Genomic DNA, 18,454 nt, shown 5'->3' on the forward strand with positions numbered 1-18,454 from the left:
ACTTTTGTAATACAAATTTATACAATATTTGATTGAATGAAATTATTCAGAGATAGAGTCGAAATAATTTATACAATGAGATCTATCTGAAAATTAAAAGAAACTTGAATATATTATTAAAATAACAAATTATGAAAAAAGTATTTATCTTTTTATGCACCTTGGCTACAATAAGTTTAGCGTCAAAAGTAGAAGCCTGCACAAGAGTGGTTTATACAGGAACTGAAGGAATTGTTGTAACCGGTCGTACTATGGATTGGAAAACAGAACTATACAGTAATATCTGGGTATTCCCTAGAGGAATGGAAAGAAACGGCGAAACAGGTCGGAATTCATTGAAATGGACATCCAAATATGGCAGTGTAGTAACCTCTGCTTTTGAAATAGCCAGTACTGATGGTATGAACGAAAAAGGATTGGTCGCTAACCTCCTTTGGCTGCCCGAATCGCAATATCCCGTGAGAGATCAGAGCAAACCGGGGCTGACAATTTCCGCTTGGGTACAGTATATGCTGGATAATTTTGCAACAGTAAACGAGGCTGTCTCTTTTGCACAGGAAGATAGTTTTCAGGTAGCATCGGATAAGATGCCCGACGGATCGAGAATGGCAACCTTGCACCTTTCTATATCAGATGCCACAGGCGATAATGCTATTTTCGAATATATAGATGGCAAGTTGATTATTCACCATAGCATGGATTACAAGGTAATGACCAATTCTCCGACGTATGACAAACAACTGGCTTTGAATGATTACTGGAAATCAATCGGAGGATTGACATTCCTGCCCGGAACCAATCGGGCAGCAGACCGTTTTGCCCGTGCCAGTTTTTATGTTGATGTAATCCCTAAAACTGATAACGAAAAATTAGCAGTTGCCAGTGTATTCAGTGTAATTCGAAATGTATCTGTTCCTTACGGAATATCGACTCCCGAAAGCCCTGAAATTTCTTCGACTCAATGGAGAACAGTATCGGACAGTAAAAATCTGACTTACTTTTTTGAATCGAGTCTGACTCCGAATACTTTTTGGGTAAATCTTCAGGATATGAATCTGGAGAAAGGTGCTCCTGTATTGAAACTGTCTATTGCCAATGGCGAAACATACAATGGCAATACAGCGAAAGACTTTAAAGTGGCACAGCCTTTTAAATTTCTGGGAGTACAGGACTGATATACAAAAAGAGAAAAAGTCTATTTTTTGGATAGACTTTTTCGACTTCCTTCTATGGGTTTACAGATGAAACATTTTGGTTTCTCTTTAATAAATATGCATTTAACTTTTCCGGCTCTGTTTTCTTAATGACTTTGGTTGAGGTTCTTATAGTTATACAGTCATTTATTCTGAGCCATCTTCATCAAAGAGTATTATATCTCTATCTCCTTAAGAGAATTGGATAAATACTTAATCTAAAAAACAATTCCTGTTCTATATGCCGGATCTTATTTTCTGGCATACTACTGCAAAGATTTTTTCTCTTCAGAAAAAGTCATGGGTGCCTCATTGTATTTTATAACAAAGATTAGAAAAAAGAACGTCATGAATAACCAATTAACAGACAGATTAATAGAAGACTTGAAAGGAGGTGATCACAAAGCATACGAAAGTATATTTATGACCTATTTTCCGAAAGTGAAATATTATATAAACGGCTTTGTTAAATCAATAGACATTGCCGAAGAGTTAACACAGAATGTGTTTCTAAAGATATGGGAGAATCGCCAATCTCTGATAATATCAGTGAAAGGATTCGATTCTTATGTTTTTACTATCGCTTATCGGCAAACCATTGATTATATACGAAGTAAGCAAGTGCGAGAATCATTTTATAACGATCAGATGATTCAGCAGCCGGATACAGTTTGCACTGAAGATGAATATATAGCAGAAGAAACAAGATTGCTGGTAGAAATGGAGATAGAGAATATGCCCGAAAAATGCCGGAAAATATACAAAATGAGTAGAAATGAGGGAATTCCTAATTATAAAATAGCTGAGCAATTAAATGTAAGTCAAAGAACGGTCGAAAACCAGTTGAGCTTGGCAATGAAAAAGATCAAGGCTATACTGGGGCTTTTCTGTTGAGAAAAAAAATGAAATTATTATTTAAAACATCTGTGTTAAAAAATGTAAAATATTAATTTGTAAACCGTGCGTAGCTATAGACTTCCCCGTTTTCTATTATAGGGGACGATAAACATTTAGGCATACTGAAAATGCTTGATGTGAAAAAATGGATAATAAATCAATAATTTTCTAAAAATAATCTAATTATTCTTTGGGCAATCAGCTAACAGACACGGTAATAGAATCCTTGCAGAGAGGAAGCCATAAAGCATTTGAAACGATATTTCTGAAGTATTTTCCTAAAGTAAAGTATTATATAAACGGCTTTGTTAAATCAGTAGACGTTGCCGAAGGATTAACTCAGAATGTATTTCTCAAAATTTGGGAAAATCATGAATCGTTTGCTCTGACCTCTAAAGGGGTTAAAGGCTTTGATTCTTATATATATACGATAGCCTATCGGCAAACTATCGATTACATTCGAAGCAAGCAGGTACGTGAGTCATTTTATAATGACCAGATAGTATTATATCCGGATTTAGTTAATACAGAGGATGAATATATTGCAGAAGAAACCATGCTGCTAGTTGAAATGGAGATCGAGAATATGCCCGAAAAACAACGGATTATATATAAGTTGAGTCGATATGAAGGGGTATCTAATGATAAAATTGCCGAACAGCTGGATCTGAGTAAAAGAACAGTTGAAAATCAATTGAGTTTGGCAATGAAAAGGATTAAAAATGTCTTGTCATTTTTTTTCTGAGTGTTAAAAAGTAGAGTTTGTAAATTGCAGGTTACCAGTGGATTATTGTGAAAAGGAGAAAAAAGTGATTTTTTTATCGTGCGTAAAAACAGACTTAGCCGTTTTAGATAATAGAGGGTAAACAGAACCAAGGCTTGTCGAAAATAGAATAATGAATCAGAAAATGGACAACATACTAACTAACCAATTTTTTAAGCTTATAAATCGATTCTTTGAGAAAAGATACTCTAAGAATCTAGAAGATAAGGTACATCATTGGCTGATTAGCCCGGAGAATTCTCAAGAGAAGCAAAAAGCGATGCGTCAACAGTGGGACTCTTTAAGTAACATTGAGGATTTATCATCTCAACTAGAATTCGAAAAAATAAAGAAAGTGTTAGGGTTTAGTGAAAATAAGAGGAAGATACAATTTTCTAATTATTTACCTCGTGTAGCAGCAGTGCTTTTGCCTTTAATTCTATTTGCAGGAATATATTTTTTAGATAAAAGAGAAAACAAAGACAGCGATATGCCTATGACTGTGCTTACTGTACCTTATGGCAAACATGAGGAAGCAAAGCTTGCTTGTGGTTCTGAAATTTGGATTAATTCGGGTAGTGAAATAACTTATAATGAAAACCCGGCTGATACTGTAAGGACTGTCAATCTGAAAGGAGAAGCTTACTTCTCGGTGATGAGACAGAATGATGTTCCATTTATAGTTCGCACAGAATATCTGGATGTTAAAGTTCTCGGAACCAAGTTTAATGTATCAGCATATCCGGATGAAGAGTCAACCGTTGTAACACTCAATAAAGGATCCATAGCTATCCGTACTATTGACAATCAGGATTATATGCTAAAACCGAATCAACAATTAGTATATAATAATAAGACCAAGCAGGTGGTAATACAAGACCTCGATGTTAATATCGCTAAGGATATTGCTGATTGGACTATAGGAAAGATGGCTTTTAACAACGAAACGCTAAAAGATATTGTAACGGTGTTTGAGCGTAAGTTTAATGTCGATGTCGAAGTTGATAGTAATGTAGACCTCAATAGAAGATATACAGTTACGATAGATGAAGGTGATAACTTAAAAGAAATAATAGAGATTTTTGGATGCTTTGACAGTAGTTTATCTTATAAAATAGAGAACAATAAAGTATACATAAGTAACAATAAAACAGAATAATCAATTTTAAAATGCAACTATATAATAAAATGTACCCGTTTCGATCTCGGTATGGGCTCAGTTTGATCAAGATGTCACTTTTTTTACTTTGCTTTTTTACTTTTCCGATGCTTTCGGCACAAGACCAAAAAGTGACTATTGCGGTAAATAATACTCCATTGAATGATGTATTTGCTCAAATAGAATCTCAAACAAAATATTCTTTTGCTTTTGTCAATTCAAGTTTTGATGCAACACGTAAAGTAACGATATCCGTTCAGAATACAGATTTGAGCGTAGTATTAGATAAATTACTAAAAGGTACCGGTTATTCTTACACTATAAGAAAAGGTCGTATTTTTTTATCCCCGGTTAAGGTAGAAAAAAAAGAGGAAAAATTGATAACGGCTAAAAATATTGAAGAAAAGCCAATTGTATCTGTTAAAACAGGAACTAAGACAAAGAATATAGATGTAGAACCTCTATTTATCTCTGAAAAGAAGAATATAGATGCAGAACCTTTATCTACAGTAAAAGATTCTTTAGATATAAACAAAACAGTCGAGATATTGAATCGTTTAGCTGATCAGAAGCTAACTTATTCAAAAACACCTCTATGGGCTGTCAAAAGCAACTTGTTACTAGACCTGACGGGTTCTATCAGCCTTGGTGCAGAAGTCAAGACAGGAGAAAGATATAGTTTTGATTTATCAGTCAGCTACAATCCTTGGGAATTTAATGTTAATAGAAACTGGAAACATATACTCGTTCAACCAGAGATACGCTATTGGTTATGTGAACCTTTCAACGGTCATTTTTTTGGATTACACGGACTTTATGCCCATTATAATTTGTCGGGACTTCCGTTCTCGGATTATATGAAGAATAGTCGCTTGCAAGGAGATCTGTATGGTGTCGGCTTAAGTTATGGATACCAATGGAGTTTATCCAAACGCTGGTCGATTGAAGGAAGCTTCGGAGTAGGGTATGTTCATGCCAGTTATGATAGATATGCTTGTAAAACCTGTAGAGATTATATAGGTAGTGAGAGTAAAAATTACTTTGCACCTACTAAAGCATCATTGTCTCTGATCTATTTTATTAAGTAAAAGTTGGCAAAGTCCAGCTGAAAATAAAAAAAAGCTAACATGCTTGAGGATAAGTTAGCTTGGGAAATTATTGTCTCTAAATAATATACATACAATACATCTAAAGCCTGCGATTAATGGCTAAAGTAAATAATATGAAACGATTACCAATATTTATACTATTCATACTGATTACATTGGGGGCATCAGCAAAAGGATATACAGGGCAAATCACCTTTGTTAGCAACGAAGTTAAGGAGGTAAATGATAGTCTTCAGATATACTTCAAAGTAAATATCCGTGCAGGAGCTGTCAACGATTGCAGTGCTATGTATATAACCCCTCAGTTGCTTTCGGGCGAATCGGTTATTGAATTTCCTTATCTGCTCGTTTCCGGAAATAAGAGATATAACCTGATGGAAAGATGGGAATCATTAAATAAACATAGCTCTCAACCTAATGCGCCCTATGCAACTATTATAGCGAAAGAGAATACAGATACGTTGCTCAGTTATAATTTCAAGCTTCCGTATGAGATGTGGATGGATAGTGCACGTTTTGTGATTAAGCAGGAAATAACAGGATGCCGAAACGAAAATCACCTGTTTACTTTCCTAATGAATAATAAGGTAGGTCTGAAACCTCATACCCCTTATCAGGTAAATACCTTGGTAGCTTATATAGAACCGAAGGCAGAACCCAAAATACGTAAAATACAAGGGCAGGCATACCTTGATTTTCAGGTAGGGCAGTCGGTTATCCGTTCTGATTATCGCCGTAATCCTGAAGAATTAGCTAAAATAAACGAATTAGTAAAAGATGTGATCAATGACCCTGATATAAAGATCAAAAGTTTATTTATCGAAGGATATGCGTCGCCCGAAGGTTCGTACGCAACTAATGACCGTTTGTCGTATGCACGGGCAATAGCTCTGAAAAACTATATGAAAAGTAAATTCGGCTTATCGGAGAGTTTATTTCGGGTGAGTAATGTTGCCGAAGACTGGGATGGACTCAAAGTATTGATACCAAACAGTAATGTTACACATCAGGATGAGATAATAGAAATAATAGATAATACAGACATTTTTGAAGGGCGCGAACTGAAATTGATGAAATTGGCAAACGGTGTACCTTATAGAAGCATGTTGAACGAATTATTCCCTCAATTAAGACGTGTTGAATACCAGATTAATTTCATGGTGAAGGATTATACGCTGAGTGAAGCTAAAAATTTACTCGGAAAGAAAGAATCTCAACTTAGTCAACTTGAGCTTTTTCAAATAGCACAAAGCTTTGGCGAAAGCAATAACGAGTTTGTAGAGATATTGGGCGAAATAATTCCTAAATATTATCCGGATGATCAAACAGCAAATAACAATGCAGCTGCTGTTCAGATAAAAAATAAAGAATTCTCTCTAGCTAAAAGAACTTTATCAGAGGCTGGTACTAATCCGTCAACATTAAATAACATGGCAATAATTCTTTTACAAGAAGGCAACCTGGATAATGCCGAAAAACTATTCAAAAAAGCTTTAGAAGGAGGCTCCATTGAAGCACATCATAATTTACGTGAGTTAAAACTGAAACGTGAAGACAATGTGAAATTGGAACGATATAAAAGTAAGTAAGTATAATAAAGTAATTAAGAAAATGATCTTGGAGTATGAAAATGTAGTAAATAGCTAGTGTGTTGGTAATCATTAGAAAAGCATTAGAAACCAAGAGGTTAATTCTAACATTTTTCTAACGGAATCTATAAGATGTTCCTCAAATGATATGCTTAGTTTTGCATTATAAATTAGAACAGTCGATAATGTCAAAACAGAAATAAAGTATAAAAAAACTGTAAACAGAAATTATTAGATAAATAATTTATAAACAAAGAATCAAAAAAAAAAATTAATTTAAAACAATCAAACGATGAAAGTATTTTTTAATTATTTAATGGCAACAGCTGTCTTGGCAGCAGGTTTCACAAGTTGTTCAAACGATGACGATATAACTGGTAACGGTGGTAATCCGATTCAAACTGGTAAAGCAACAACATTCACGCTTTCGATAGCTCAACCAAAAACATATGCAGCAGATCCAAATGCTACGGTTGACGAAACTAAAATGAACACAGTGGATGTATTTATCTTTAACGATGCTGATGTATTTGAAAAACGTGAGCGTTTAAACGGTTCAGATTTTACTCCTTCTACAAGCAATGAATACACTGCTAACAGAACAATTGCTACAACTGTGGGAGCTAAGAAAATTTATGTAGGTGTTAACTTATCTGACGAATTAGCAAGAGATGTTGCAAGCAGAGGCTTGACAGCAATACAACAAGTATCAAGTGCAAATGATCTTATGAATCCTACAAACGGATTTGCGATGTTTAACAAAGTGGCTTCAATCGCAACATTTGTAGAATCTACCGATCCTACTGCTTCAACAGCTAACAAAGTATCTGCAACTGTAGCACGTTTATTAGCTAAAGTATCAGTAGAAAAAGGAGCGGCACTACAGTATAATGTACTGGGTGGAACTGTTTCAGACTTACAGTTTTCGTTAAGTAATATTACAAAATTGTATTATATGCTTCCTAGCGTATCAGGCTATAGCCCTGCCAGCACACTAGCTGATTTCTATAAAGAAAATTCTTATAAAGCGGTTAATGCATCTGGTACTGCTATTACTGCCGGCAATGTATCCTATGCTTTAGAAAATGCATCTGCTCAAAGTCTTGAAGGATTTTCAACTTATGCTTCTATCCGTGCTAAATTCTTACCAAGTAAAGTAGTGAAATTAGCTACAGCAGGAAATGGCGCTAGCGGATTGGTTAACGAAACAACTCCGGCTACTCCTCAAACATTTTATGTGGTAGTAAATGCAGGTGTGAAATATTACTTCTTAAGTCAAGCGGATGCAGCTGATTACAATACTGAAATAAATGGAGGTTCTGCTTCAACGATGATTACTTATACTGACGGATATTGCTACTACAAAGCATATTTGAATCCTGCTGTAGATTACAACATCTATCGTAATAACCTTTATAAAGTAAACATTACAGCTGTTAATGGTGTCGGTGAAGGTGGTGATAACATTATTGATCCTACTCACCCAATCTCTAAGCCAACTAACATTACTGTAGATATCGTAGTTGAACCTTGGGTTGAAAATACTCAAGATACTGAGATCTAATAAGATTATTACGGAATACGTTTAGCATAACAAATTCCCCAAACAGTTAATGCCGTTACCGCAAGGTACTATTGCCTTGCGGTACGGATTAACCTAAAGGCTTCTTTCTACTATTTTTTACATGATTATCAATTATTAGATAAAATATCATTTTGAAACGAATGAGCCAATTGCTTATAAAGAAATTTATAATGAAACGATTTAATTATATACCACTATTATTTTTGACCCTTTTGTTACCAATGCTCAATTCGTGTATTGATCAGAAACTGGAAGACTGTCTTCCAGAAAATAATGGTATTCGTATTTATTTTACCCCCACAGCAAAAAGCTATGCAGGTACAATGCTAAACCCCGAAGAGGTAAAGGATATAAAGTTATTTATATTTGATGAAAAAGGGAATTATTTACGTACAGAGCATGATGCAAAGCCATCGTTTAGTTCTGATTATTATATGACTCTATTCTTAAATCCGGGTATTTACACTTTTGTATCATGGGTAAATCTCGAAAAACCTTACAACCAAAATGAATATTCGACATTGGAAGAGATGCGGGTATACATCGAAAAAGATAATGAGGACATTGTCCGTACAAATCCACATGCCTTGTTTCAGGCTTATGAAACATCAGTAAATATAACAGATCAGACAGATCAGAAAGTAAGATTATCCCTTACTCAAGATATAAATACAATTAATGTAAAAACAAAGAATTTCGTGCCTGTTGGTTCCAATTACCAAATGACTATCACTGCACGTAATGGCATCTATAAATTTGATAATTCATTTGCCTCGAATACAGATGAGGTTCACTATATAAGTTCTATGCAAATAGGAGACGATTCGGAGTTATCCGGTACACAAAATATACTCAGACTGAGCGAAGAACGTAAAGATCCTATACTGAAAATAGATAATCCGATAACAGGGGTTGTAGTGTATCAGGCAAAATTAATGGAACTGATTGCTAATATAAATGCTAATGGAACTGTAATTGATATTGATAATATACATGTATATGATATTCTATTGACTTTTATACCAATGCCTAATCCCGGACCACCACATGTAGGTATTACAATATCTATCAATGGATGGGTTGTTAATGAGGAAAGTGCTGAATTATAACAGAATCAGATTTTAAATAGAAAAAACAGAAGAACTAATGAAACAGTTATTTTTTTATATACTATTCTTATTCGTGGCTTTAGCCGGTTGCGTTGACGACCATGAAGATGGAAATTATCCTTCGCCAACTAAAGAGGGAGAAGTGAAAGTACCATTTAGTATAAACATGCCTGCTCAAATGCCAAAGACTTATGCCTTGGATGAGAATGATGAGAACGAAGTGAAAACTATTGATATCTTAGCTTTTAAGGTAAATGGTAATGACGAAACCTTCGCTTACCGTGCACAGGCCGAGCAAGGGTCGATAGTGGATGATGGAGCCAATAATAAAAAGAAATTTATTGTTACCCTGAAAAAAGATGGTACCCAAACATATCGTTTTGTTGCTCTCGCAAATGCAAAAGATGAGCTGGATAATATTTTTGTCGGAGGTATTGCGGTAGGAACATCAAAAGACGTTGTAATGCAACAATTACAATTGACAGGTGTAAATAAATGGAATGTAAACAATGGAACTGAGGGATATCTTCCCATTCCAATGTGGGGAGAGACTACAAACAACATAGTAATCCAAGATAATACAACGATTACCGATTTGAAACTACTTCGCATGGTTGGTAAAATCAATGTGAAAATAGACCCTTCGATAACCGAAAGTAACTTTGCTCTATCGAGTGTATCTCTATACAACTATTATACTGCCGGACGAATTGCCCCCGATCAAGCCAATCTGGTTTCGGGTAGCAGATCAACCGTTGATAAACCTACGGTGATAGGTGTTACCACCAAAGGACCGATCAGTTATGAAGGCTCGGGTATCGTTACCAACAATAGTATCCTGAATAATATATATACTTTCGAATCGGTAGTTCCTAAAAATCAGTCTGAAGTAGATATGAGTAAAGTAACTACTCTGGTAGTAGGGGGTAAATACAATGGAGCAGCTACGGTTAGTTATTACCGTGTCGATATAGCTAATGGAAAGAACTATCTGGATATATTGCGTAACCATTTATACACCATTAATATAACTAAAGTGAAATCGGCGGGGTATTCTACTAAGGAAGAGGCATTCAACTCACGACCTATTAATATCGAAGCAGAGGTTGTTGTATGGGATGAGGCTGCTATAGGGAATATCGAGTTCGACGGACAGTTTATGCTTGCGGTTTCTCAAGGAAAGTTTGATTTTACGAAAAGTGTCTACAACGCATATAGTGACGGAAATACAGTGAAAATTACTACCGACTATAAGAGTAACGATGGAAGCGTACAAGGGTGGAAGGTATCGTCTATTGTAGATGATAGTGGTAACCCTATAACCGATTGGTTAACAACATCGGTAAGTAGCGGTAATGCCGGTGTAACTACAAATATGCAGATCTTCTTAACAGAGAACAACTCGGGACAACAACGTAAAGGGTATATTCATATCAGTGCAGGAAGACTTACTTATGTTATCGAAGTGAACCAAAACTTAGTTCCCCCCTTATCTTTAGTTATTAAGGATGTAGTGAATGGCGAAGAAATCGGCGAACTTATATTTGTGAGTCAAACAGCCAATGAAGTTCCCACAGCACAACAATTTACTGCTTCGTGGATGCCAATTAGTGTAGAATGTGATTTGTCAAGTACAGGTTTATCCGGAAACCCTTTTAGTTTCTATACAGGATCAGATACTCCCGGACAAGGAACCTTTATAAAAACGACTGCAAACGGTACAGGTAAACAAACCTATACTATTAGGCCGACAGCGTTTACTCAGACTGAAATTAATAATAATCCTCTGATCGAGAAATCTTCTAAAATAGACTTTTTAGTGTCGAATGGGGTCAACTTTAAATCCAAAACGATTTACCTGCGTCAGATACGCTATGGACTGAAGGCTACATTGAAAGATGATTATATACTTGATGGTACTCAACAAAGTCTGAATATCAAGTCAAATAGCCTTTGGAAAGTAAAAAGTATAACCGATAGCCAAAATTTGTTAGCATCTTTTGATGCGAGTCAAAACGGCGGATATAATGTCCAGACCGGAGATACATTCCTGTTTACATTGAAGCAGGTAACTACTGCTACGGATGTGGGGGCAAGCATCACTTTTACATTTTACGATCCTAGTGGCAAATATGCCGATGTTAATGCTACGATAAACCCTATAGCGTGTGGAGCAGGAGGAACTGCAGCACCATTAAAGATTGGTAATAATACGTATATGACCCACAAATATGGAACGAAATGCTGGATGGTGGAAAACTCAAGAGAAGGAACATCAAATGCTGTGAATTTCGGAGGAGTTATTAGTGGAACCACATGGACGAATGGGTCGACCTATTCGCCGGGAACAAGTAATGGACAGTATTATTATGGGGATAGTAATCGAAATTCAGCATGTCCTACCGGCTGGCATTTGCCAACGGCTGGAGAAGCTGCAGATTTAGTCTCTGCTGTCACTACTGATATATCGCAAAACAATGGAACTAAAGGTGCTCAATGGTGGGCGGGACCCTCTGTTCTGGGACTAAATTCAAACAGTGCGACTGCTGCTTTGACCGGAGCTGCTTTATATTACAACTCGGGAGGATATTCTTATCGTTGGAATTTTTGGTCACAACGAGGGTATTGGTGGATAAATGGTGGAACAAACCTAATTGGAACTTCATCCAACTTAACTACTCAGAGTGGTAATAGTACTATGGCATTTTTACCTGTGCGATGTGTTCAGAACTAAAATAATACAAATCAGTATATAATCAACAACGGAGAATATGGTTCTTCGTTGTTGATTTTTGATTGCAATATATAAATCATCAAAAAGAGAATTTGAATTCTAATATATTTCTAATGAGTGATTTAGTTTATCCGGGAAAGCTATGTTTATCTTTGTAGAAGCTAAAAAAAACAAAGAAAAATAAATTCAAATGAATAAAAGAAACTTAGTTATATCTAGTATACTTCTGCTGTTGGCAATTACTGTTGCTTCGTGCGGAAGACAAGAGCAGCATTATATAGAGAAAGTCTTTAACAAGATGATCAAAAGCAAATCGTCTGAAGAAATAGCAAAAGCAAATTCTTATACGATTGATTCACTCAATTTTGTTCAGCTTGATTCGCTCGGTCTTACAAAAGATTATATAAATGTGTGGACAAAATTATACATAGACAAAAGTGCTACGGAAGATTTGGTAAGAGATTCTAAAAAATTGATAGACCGTCTCGAAAAACAGTCGCCAAAAGATATCGAGGTTTTCATCAAAGCCATTGCTAATAGTAATACTTTGGCAGGATATCCGAATGTTGCTGCTTCTATTGTAGCTTATCCCTATGGAGTGGATGTATCTTCAGATGAGTATAGCGAGATAGCTACACGTCTGTTTGTCTCGACAGGATTACCGGGTAATAAAGCACCTCAGATCGAAGGATTACAACCTTTGGAAGGAGTAAATTCGACTTTAGTCTTATTTTACGATGGAGGTTGCGGAATATGCCAGAATCTTTTAGAGGAGTTAGATCATAACTACGATAAACTGAAAGCTAAAGGAGTTAGAATCGTGACTATATCGGCAGATGGGGACAAGGATACCTTCGAAAAGAAAATCGCTAAATATCCATGGCCGGATAAACTTTGCGACTATCAGTCGTTCAACGGAATAAACTTCAAACGTTTTGGTATAGCAGCTACACCAATGATGTTTGTAATAGATAAAAATGGAGTGGTAATAGACCAATTCAGTAACTTAAAAGATACAAACTTAATCCAAAATATTTAGACGAATTAATCCAGAGTCCATAGAGTTAATAGATCTAATCCGTATTGTTGTTGTTTAGATCCTTAAACATAGTCTATTAACATCTATATCAATCCATGTGGACTGTGAAGTTCGCATGGGTTATTTAAAAAACTTATTATATACCGATTGATTAAGGTTTCACACCTGTTTAACTTATAAATAGAAAATGAATAAAATAATAAAAATAGTTTTGATTGCTTTTTTAGGGATATTCTTCATGTCCTGTGAGAAAGATGATGACAGCAATTATGTATTGCCTGCATCCACTCAACATGTAATTTTGGTATATCTGGGAGGTGATAATAATTTATCATCCGAAACTTATCAAAAAATAGAGTCTATCAGAGAAGGATGGCAAGGCGGAGCCGAAAAAAAGTTATTGATATATACTGATCCTGCTGATACAAATCCATCTTTAATAGAAATTGTTAGAGAAAACGGGCAGAATACGAAAAAAATAATCCGCAATTACGACGAAGAAAATTCGGCAAGTAAAGAAGTTCTATCTCGTGTAATAAGGGAGGTTACCAATCTTTATCCGTCTCCGTCATATGGCTTGATTGTATTTTCTCATGCTTCGGGTTGGTTACCCGGAGGAACATTGACGAGCCCCCGATCCATTGTAATGGATAAAAAACAAGAAATGGAACTATCGGACTTTGCTCAGGCTATCCCCGATAAAACATTCGATTATATTATATTCGAAGCCTGTTTCATGTCAGGAATAGAAGTCGCTTATGAGTTAAAAGACAAGACCGACTATATTTTAGCATCTTCGGCTGAAATTGTTTCTCCCGGCTTTACTTACATATATCCTAAGAGCATAAATCATTTATCGGGGTCTTTATCAGGTTTGCGAGCTTTTGGCGAAGATGCTTTTTCATGGTTCGATAATAGGTCAGGGTATATGCGGTCGGCAACATTCTCCATTATCAATACATCACAACTCAACTCTTTAGCTGATTGGGTGAAAAGTAATTGTAATCAGGACAATAGTATTGATATAAATACAATACAGTACTTCGACAGGTACTCTTATCGTTTGTTTTTTGATTTTGAAGACTATTACGGCTCACTTCTGGAAACAGATAAACAGAAAAGTGAATTATCAGCTTTGATTTCGAATTGTATTGTCTGGAAAAATGCAACTCCCTCTTTTATGAAAGACTACAATGGTTTTGATATCAAAAAACATTCGGGATTCACAACTTATATTTCTCAGGAAAAGTATCCGTTTTTTAATAACGAATACCAACAACTGAAATGGTTCAAGGCATCTAGTTCGAAGAAGTAACTTTAGGTAGTATATAAAGTTCTATTCAGATTAAAACGACCAAGTGCATATATGATGCGTTTGGTCGTTTTTATGCATAATCTCATTTTTATAAATACTTATACTTGATAAGGCACTTTCTTGTATAATTGTTTATACAAGTATGAATGGAGAGTATCCAGAGCAGACGGAACAAATGTTTTCTTATACTGATTCAGTAATTGGCTATTGTTTGTTTTCAGCGAAAACAAACAATAGTAGCTGTATTATTGTTTTTATAGCAAACAAATTTAGTAATGAAAATATTATTGACCGGTGCAACCGGATATATTGCTCAACGTCTTTTGCCTGTTCTTGTCGATGCTGGTCATACAATTGTATGTTGTGTACGAGATGTGAAAAGGTTTCATATTGAGGATCACTGGCAAAAACAGGTAACAAAGGTTGAAGTTGACTTTCTGAAACCGGAGTTATTAATTAATATACCCTCGGATATTGATGTGGTTTATTACCTGATACATTCCATGTCCACCTCATCAGGCAATTTTAGTGAAATGGAACAGCAATCGGCACAAAATTTTGTCAAAGGTATTGAGGTCACTGATGCCAAACAGATAATTTATTTAAGTGGGATTGTTAATGATGACCATTTGTCAAAACATTTGCAGTCACGTAAAAATGTTGAAACGATCCTTTCCGATTGCAGTGTGCCCTTAACGACTTTGAAAGCAGGTATAATTGTAGGATCAGGAAGTGCCTCTTTCGAAATAATGCGCGATCTGGTAGAGAAACTACCGATAATGATTGCACCTCGATGGCTTAAAACAAGGTGTCAGCCAATAGCTATCCGCAATGTGATTCAATATTTGTCGGGAGTATTGCTTAATGAGCAAACGTATCATCAAAGTTTTGATATAGGAGGACCTGACGTGTTAACTTTTAAGCAAATGTTATTGCAATTTGCCGAAGTTCGAAAATTGAAGCGTCATATCTTGGTAGTACCTTTAATGACCCCTAACCTTTCCTCCTATTGGTTATATTTTGTAACCTCGACCAATTTTTCACTAGCTAAAAATCTGGTTAAAAGCATGAGTGTTGAAGTTATTTGCCAACCGAATAAACTCGGTGAGCTAATCCCTATAAAACTTATACCGTATAATGAAGCCATAGAATTAGCTTTTGATAGGATAGATCAAAACCAGGTATTGTCAAGCTGGACAGATGCCTTGACCAGCGAAACCCTTAGAGAAGGTATATCTGCATATATTTCGGTTCCTCAAAAGGGATGTTTCCATGATAAACGAATTGTAAAACTCGATAATCCCGATCTTGCTTTGGATAATATATTTGCTATTGGAGGTAAACGGGGTTGGTATTATGCCAATTGGTTATGGGCTATTCGGGGTTTATTAGATAAAATGGTCGGTGGTACAGGTATTAGGCGGGGAAGAAAGAATGATACGGACATATCTCCGGGTGAGGCTCTTGATTTCTGGCGGATATTGGTTGCTGACAAAGATAAAAAACGCTTGCTGCTATATGCCGAAATGAAGCTACCGGGCGAAGCTTGGTTAGAATTTAAGATCAATGCTCATAATGAATTGGTACAAACAGCTACCTTTCGCCCTTTGGGATTGCTTGGGCGTCTCTATTGGTATTCGGTTCTCCCTTTTCATGCTTTTATTTTTAAAGGTATGGCTAAGAATATTGCGACAAAAAAATATTGAAATAGCAGTTAAAGGGATTTGAAAGATTAAGCCCTGTATTATACCGGGTTCATTCTATTTTCTGTAATAGTTGAGCCAATAAACAAAGTATTATCTTTGTGAAAAAATTACATAATGGAACCCGAACGCAGTGAATCTCTAACATTCAGTTACTCTGATATATTTTTCAGTTATTACTTCGACAAAGAAAGATATTGTCGTCCTATGGTTTTCGACCATACACTTGTATATGTTTACTCGGGCGAATTTATATTACAGGAAAAGAGCAAACGGACGGTAGTACGTAAAGGTGAATGTGTTTTCCTGAAAAAAGACAATCGGGTGAACATGACAAAACAGCCTCTGTTTGACAAAGAAGAGCCTTTCAGAGCTATATTTATGAAGTTTAAACGTAGTTTTTTGAGAGACTTTTATCAAACGCTTGACAAAAGTAAAATTCCTACAGAAGTAATCAAAAAGAATGTAAGTGTTGTAAAGCTTAGCCAAAGTCCTGATGTAACCAGCTTGTTTCAATCGATGGTTCCTTATTTCGATTCAGCAATTAAGCCTGCTGATGAAATGATGAATCTGAAAGTCCAAGAAGGAATTATAACCCTTTTACATATGGATAAAGTATTTTATCAATACTTGTTCGATTTTACAGAACCTTGGAAGATTGATATTCTCGATTTTATGAACAACAACTATATGTATGAATTGTCGATAGAAGAAATAGCCAACTTTACAGGACGAAGCCTTGCAACTTTTAAACGTGATTTTAAAAAGATTAGCTCTACTTCTCCTCAAAAATGGTTGATTGAGAAAAGACTAAGTGTAGCATACGATAAAATTAACGATGAAAATAAAAAAGTTTCGGATGTTTACCTCGAAGTTGGATTCAAAAATCTATCTCATTTTTCTAAGGCATATAAAGAAGCATTTGGGCATGCTCCTTCAAAATTGGTTTGAGCCACAAAACAAAATTATTTGAGCTTTCTGGCAAACTTGTGATGCGATTTACCGCTTAACTTTGTATAGTGACTCTAAAAGTGCTATTGTAGCAGTAAGGAGGCAGTTGTAAATAAAAAACTACCTGCTAATAGCATTGTAGATACTACTCCTGCGAGGATTACCGGAAAAATTCAGTTAGAATAATTATACAAACAAAATAAACGAATATGAAAACAAGTAACGTTAAAGCATTTGGAACAATAGCAGCTGATGCTGATTTGAAAGAAATGAGTATCGAACGTCGTGAAGTAACGGCTAAAGATATTGAAATAGAAATTCTCTATTGTGGTGTTTGTCATTCAGATTTGCATACTGCACGTAACGACTGGGGAGGATCTGTCTACCCGGTAGTTCCCGGACACGAAATAGTTGGCAGGGTAACTAAAGTAGGTAATGAGGTAACCAAATTGAAGGTTGGAGATTTAGCCGGAGTTGGATGTCTTGTCGATTCATGTAGAGAATGTGATAGTTGTGATCATGATTTGGAACAATATTGTTTAAATGGATTTACCGGTACTTATAATGGACATGACAAGCATTTGGGAGGGCATACTTTTGGCGGTTACTCTCAAAAAGTGGTAGTAGACGAACATTTTGTATTGAAAATTCCAACCAACTTGAATCTGGCAGCTGTTGCTCCTTTGTTATGTGCAGGTATTACTACCTGGTCACCCCTCAGACATTGGAAAGTAGGCAAAGGAAGTAAAGTTGCGGTTGTAGGGCTTGGCGGACTTGGACATATGGCAATTAAACTGGCTAAGGGATTAGGAGCAGATGTTACTTTATTTTCGAGATCGGAAGGGAAAATTAAAGATGGAAAAGAGCTTGGAGCTGATAATGTTGTAATCTCTACCGATGCAGAACAAATGAAATCTGTATTGGGTAAGTTCGATCTGATAATCGATACAGTACCTTACGCCCATGATGTGAATCCTTATGTAGCAACATTGGCAATAAGCGGTACACTTGTGTTGGTTGGATATCTGGGAGATTTAGACCCAATGCTAAATACTGTTCCTATGATTATGGGACGAAGAGCGGTAGCTGCTTCAGTTATCGGAGGTATTGCCGAAACTCAGGAAATGCTCGATTTTTGCGGAGAGCATAATATTGTTTCCGAAATAGAAATTATCAACATGCAAGACATCAATACTGCTTACGAAAGAATGTTGAAGAGCGATGTGCGATACCGTTTTGTTATTGACATGGATTCTTTGAAAAAGTGAAAAATAATCAAATGATAATTTTAGATATAGTATAATTAGA

The 18,454-nt window shown here is 35.8% G+C and carries 14 protein-coding genes; all 14 read left to right on the top strand.

Going from position 1 to position 18,454, the window contains the following annotated elements:
• Positions 1-251 precede the first annotated feature (251 nt).
• Positions 252-1,175 (top strand): linear amide C-N hydrolase, encoded by a 924-nt coding sequence (locus G7050_RS14195; protein ID WP_255499314.1) that lies wholly within the window; start codon positions 252-254, stop codon positions 1,173-1,175.
• A gap of 366 nt (positions 1,176-1,541) precedes the next feature.
• On the top strand, positions 1,542-2,087 hold the full coding sequence (locus G7050_RS14200; RefSeq protein WP_166116582.1) for an RNA polymerase sigma-70 factor: 546 nt from the start codon (positions 1,542-1,544) through the stop codon (positions 2,085-2,087).
• Between the two features lie 193 nt (positions 2,088-2,280).
• Positions 2,281-2,835, top strand: a complete 555-nt coding sequence (locus G7050_RS14205; protein WP_166116584.1) for an RNA polymerase sigma-70 factor — start codon at positions 2,281-2,283, stop codon at positions 2,833-2,835.
• Between the two features lie 163 nt (positions 2,836-2,998).
• Entirely contained in the window at positions 2,999-4,012 is a 1,014-nt protein-coding gene (locus tag G7050_RS14210) for a FecR family protein (RefSeq protein ID WP_166116586.1), read from the top strand.
• Between the two features lie 71 nt (positions 4,013-4,083).
• A complete protein-coding gene (locus G7050_RS14215) occupies positions 4,084-5,100 on the top strand; it encodes a DUF3575 domain-containing protein (protein ID WP_255499163.1) in 1,017 nt (338 codons plus the stop codon).
• Positions 5,101-5,216: 116 nt separating this feature from the next.
• Complete coding sequence (locus tag G7050_RS14220) at positions 5,217-6,710, top strand: DUF3868 domain-containing protein (RefSeq protein ID WP_255499164.1); 1,494 nt, start codon at positions 5,217-5,219, stop codon at positions 6,708-6,710.
• A 292-nt stretch (positions 6,711-7,002) separates the two neighbouring features.
• A complete protein-coding gene (locus G7050_RS14225; RefSeq protein WP_166116588.1) occupies positions 7,003-8,274 on the top strand; it encodes an Mfa1 family fimbria major subunit in 1,272 nt (423 codons plus the stop codon).
• Positions 8,275-8,465: 191 nt separating this feature from the next.
• A complete protein-coding gene (locus G7050_RS14230) occupies positions 8,466-9,404 on the top strand; it encodes a FimB/Mfa2 family fimbrial subunit (protein WP_166116590.1) in 939 nt (312 codons plus the stop codon).
• A 37-nt stretch (positions 9,405-9,441) separates the two neighbouring features.
• Positions 9,442-12,138, top strand: a complete 2,697-nt coding sequence (locus tag G7050_RS14235; RefSeq protein WP_166116592.1) for an FISUMP domain-containing protein — start codon at positions 9,442-9,444, stop codon at positions 12,136-12,138.
• Positions 12,139-12,328: 190 nt separating this feature from the next.
• Complete coding sequence (locus G7050_RS14240) at positions 12,329-13,177, top strand: peroxiredoxin (protein WP_166116594.1); 849 nt, start codon at positions 12,329-12,331, stop codon at positions 13,175-13,177.
• Between the two features lie 187 nt (positions 13,178-13,364).
• Positions 13,365-14,492, top strand: coding sequence for a clostripain-related cysteine peptidase (locus G7050_RS14245; protein WP_166116597.1), 1,128 nt, complete (start codon positions 13,365-13,367; stop codon positions 14,490-14,492).
• Between the two features lie 275 nt (positions 14,493-14,767).
• Complete coding sequence (locus tag G7050_RS14250) at positions 14,768-16,198, top strand: SDR family oxidoreductase (protein WP_166116599.1); 1,431 nt, start codon at positions 14,768-14,770, stop codon at positions 16,196-16,198.
• A 114-nt stretch (positions 16,199-16,312) separates the two neighbouring features.
• Positions 16,313-17,146, top strand: coding sequence for an AraC family transcriptional regulator (locus G7050_RS14255; protein ID WP_166116601.1), 834 nt, complete (start codon positions 16,313-16,315; stop codon positions 17,144-17,146).
• A gap of 209 nt (positions 17,147-17,355) precedes the next feature.
• Complete coding sequence (locus G7050_RS14260) at positions 17,356-18,414, top strand: NAD(P)-dependent alcohol dehydrogenase (RefSeq protein ID WP_166116603.1); 1,059 nt, start codon at positions 17,356-17,358, stop codon at positions 18,412-18,414.
• Positions 18,415-18,454: the final 40 nt, after the last annotated feature.

The sequence above is a fragment of the Dysgonomonas sp. HDW5A genome (genome assembly GCF_011299555.1).
In the GTDB taxonomy this organism is placed as follows: Bacteria; Bacteroidota; Bacteroidia; order Bacteroidales; family Dysgonomonadaceae; genus Dysgonomonas_A.

Bases quoted from the DNA above. Each gene is read 5' to 3' on its own strand.
- G7050_RS14215 (WP_255499163.1), top strand. From the start codon at position 4,084: ATGTCACTTTTTTTACTTTGCTTTTTTACTTTTCCGATGCTTTCGGCA.
- G7050_RS14200 (WP_166116582.1), top strand. From the start codon at position 1,542: ATGAATAACCAATTAACAGACAGATTAATAGAAGACTTGAAAGGAGGT.
- G7050_RS14245 (WP_166116597.1), top strand. From the start codon at position 13,365: ATGAATAAAATAATAAAAATAGTTTTGATTGCTTTTTTAGGGATATTC.
- G7050_RS14260 (WP_166116603.1), top strand. From the start codon at position 17,356: ATGAAAACAAGTAACGTTAAAGCATTTGGAACAATAGCAGCTGATGCT.
- G7050_RS14255 (WP_166116601.1), top strand. From the start codon at position 16,313: ATGGAACCCGAACGCAGTGAATCTCTAACATTCAGTTACTCTGATATA.
- G7050_RS14220 (WP_255499164.1), top strand. From the start codon at position 5,217: ATGGCTAAAGTAAATAATATGAAACGATTACCAATATTTATACTATTC.
- G7050_RS14235 (WP_166116592.1), top strand. From the start codon at position 9,442: ATGAAACAGTTATTTTTTTATATACTATTCTTATTCGTGGCTTTAGCC.
- G7050_RS14250 (WP_166116599.1), top strand. From the start codon at position 14,768: ATGAAAATATTATTGACCGGTGCAACCGGATATATTGCTCAACGTCTT.
- G7050_RS14210 (WP_166116586.1), top strand. From the start codon at position 2,999: ATGGACAACATACTAACTAACCAATTTTTTAAGCTTATAAATCGATTC.
- G7050_RS14230 (WP_166116590.1), top strand. From the start codon at position 8,466: ATGAAACGATTTAATTATATACCACTATTATTTTTGACCCTTTTGTTA.
- G7050_RS14225 (WP_166116588.1), top strand. From the start codon at position 7,003: ATGAAAGTATTTTTTAATTATTTAATGGCAACAGCTGTCTTGGCAGCA.
- G7050_RS14240 (WP_166116594.1), top strand. From the start codon at position 12,329: ATGAATAAAAGAAACTTAGTTATATCTAGTATACTTCTGCTGTTGGCA.
- G7050_RS14195 (WP_255499314.1), top strand. From the start codon at position 252: ATGGATTGGAAAACAGAACTATACAGTAATATCTGGGTATTCCCTAGA.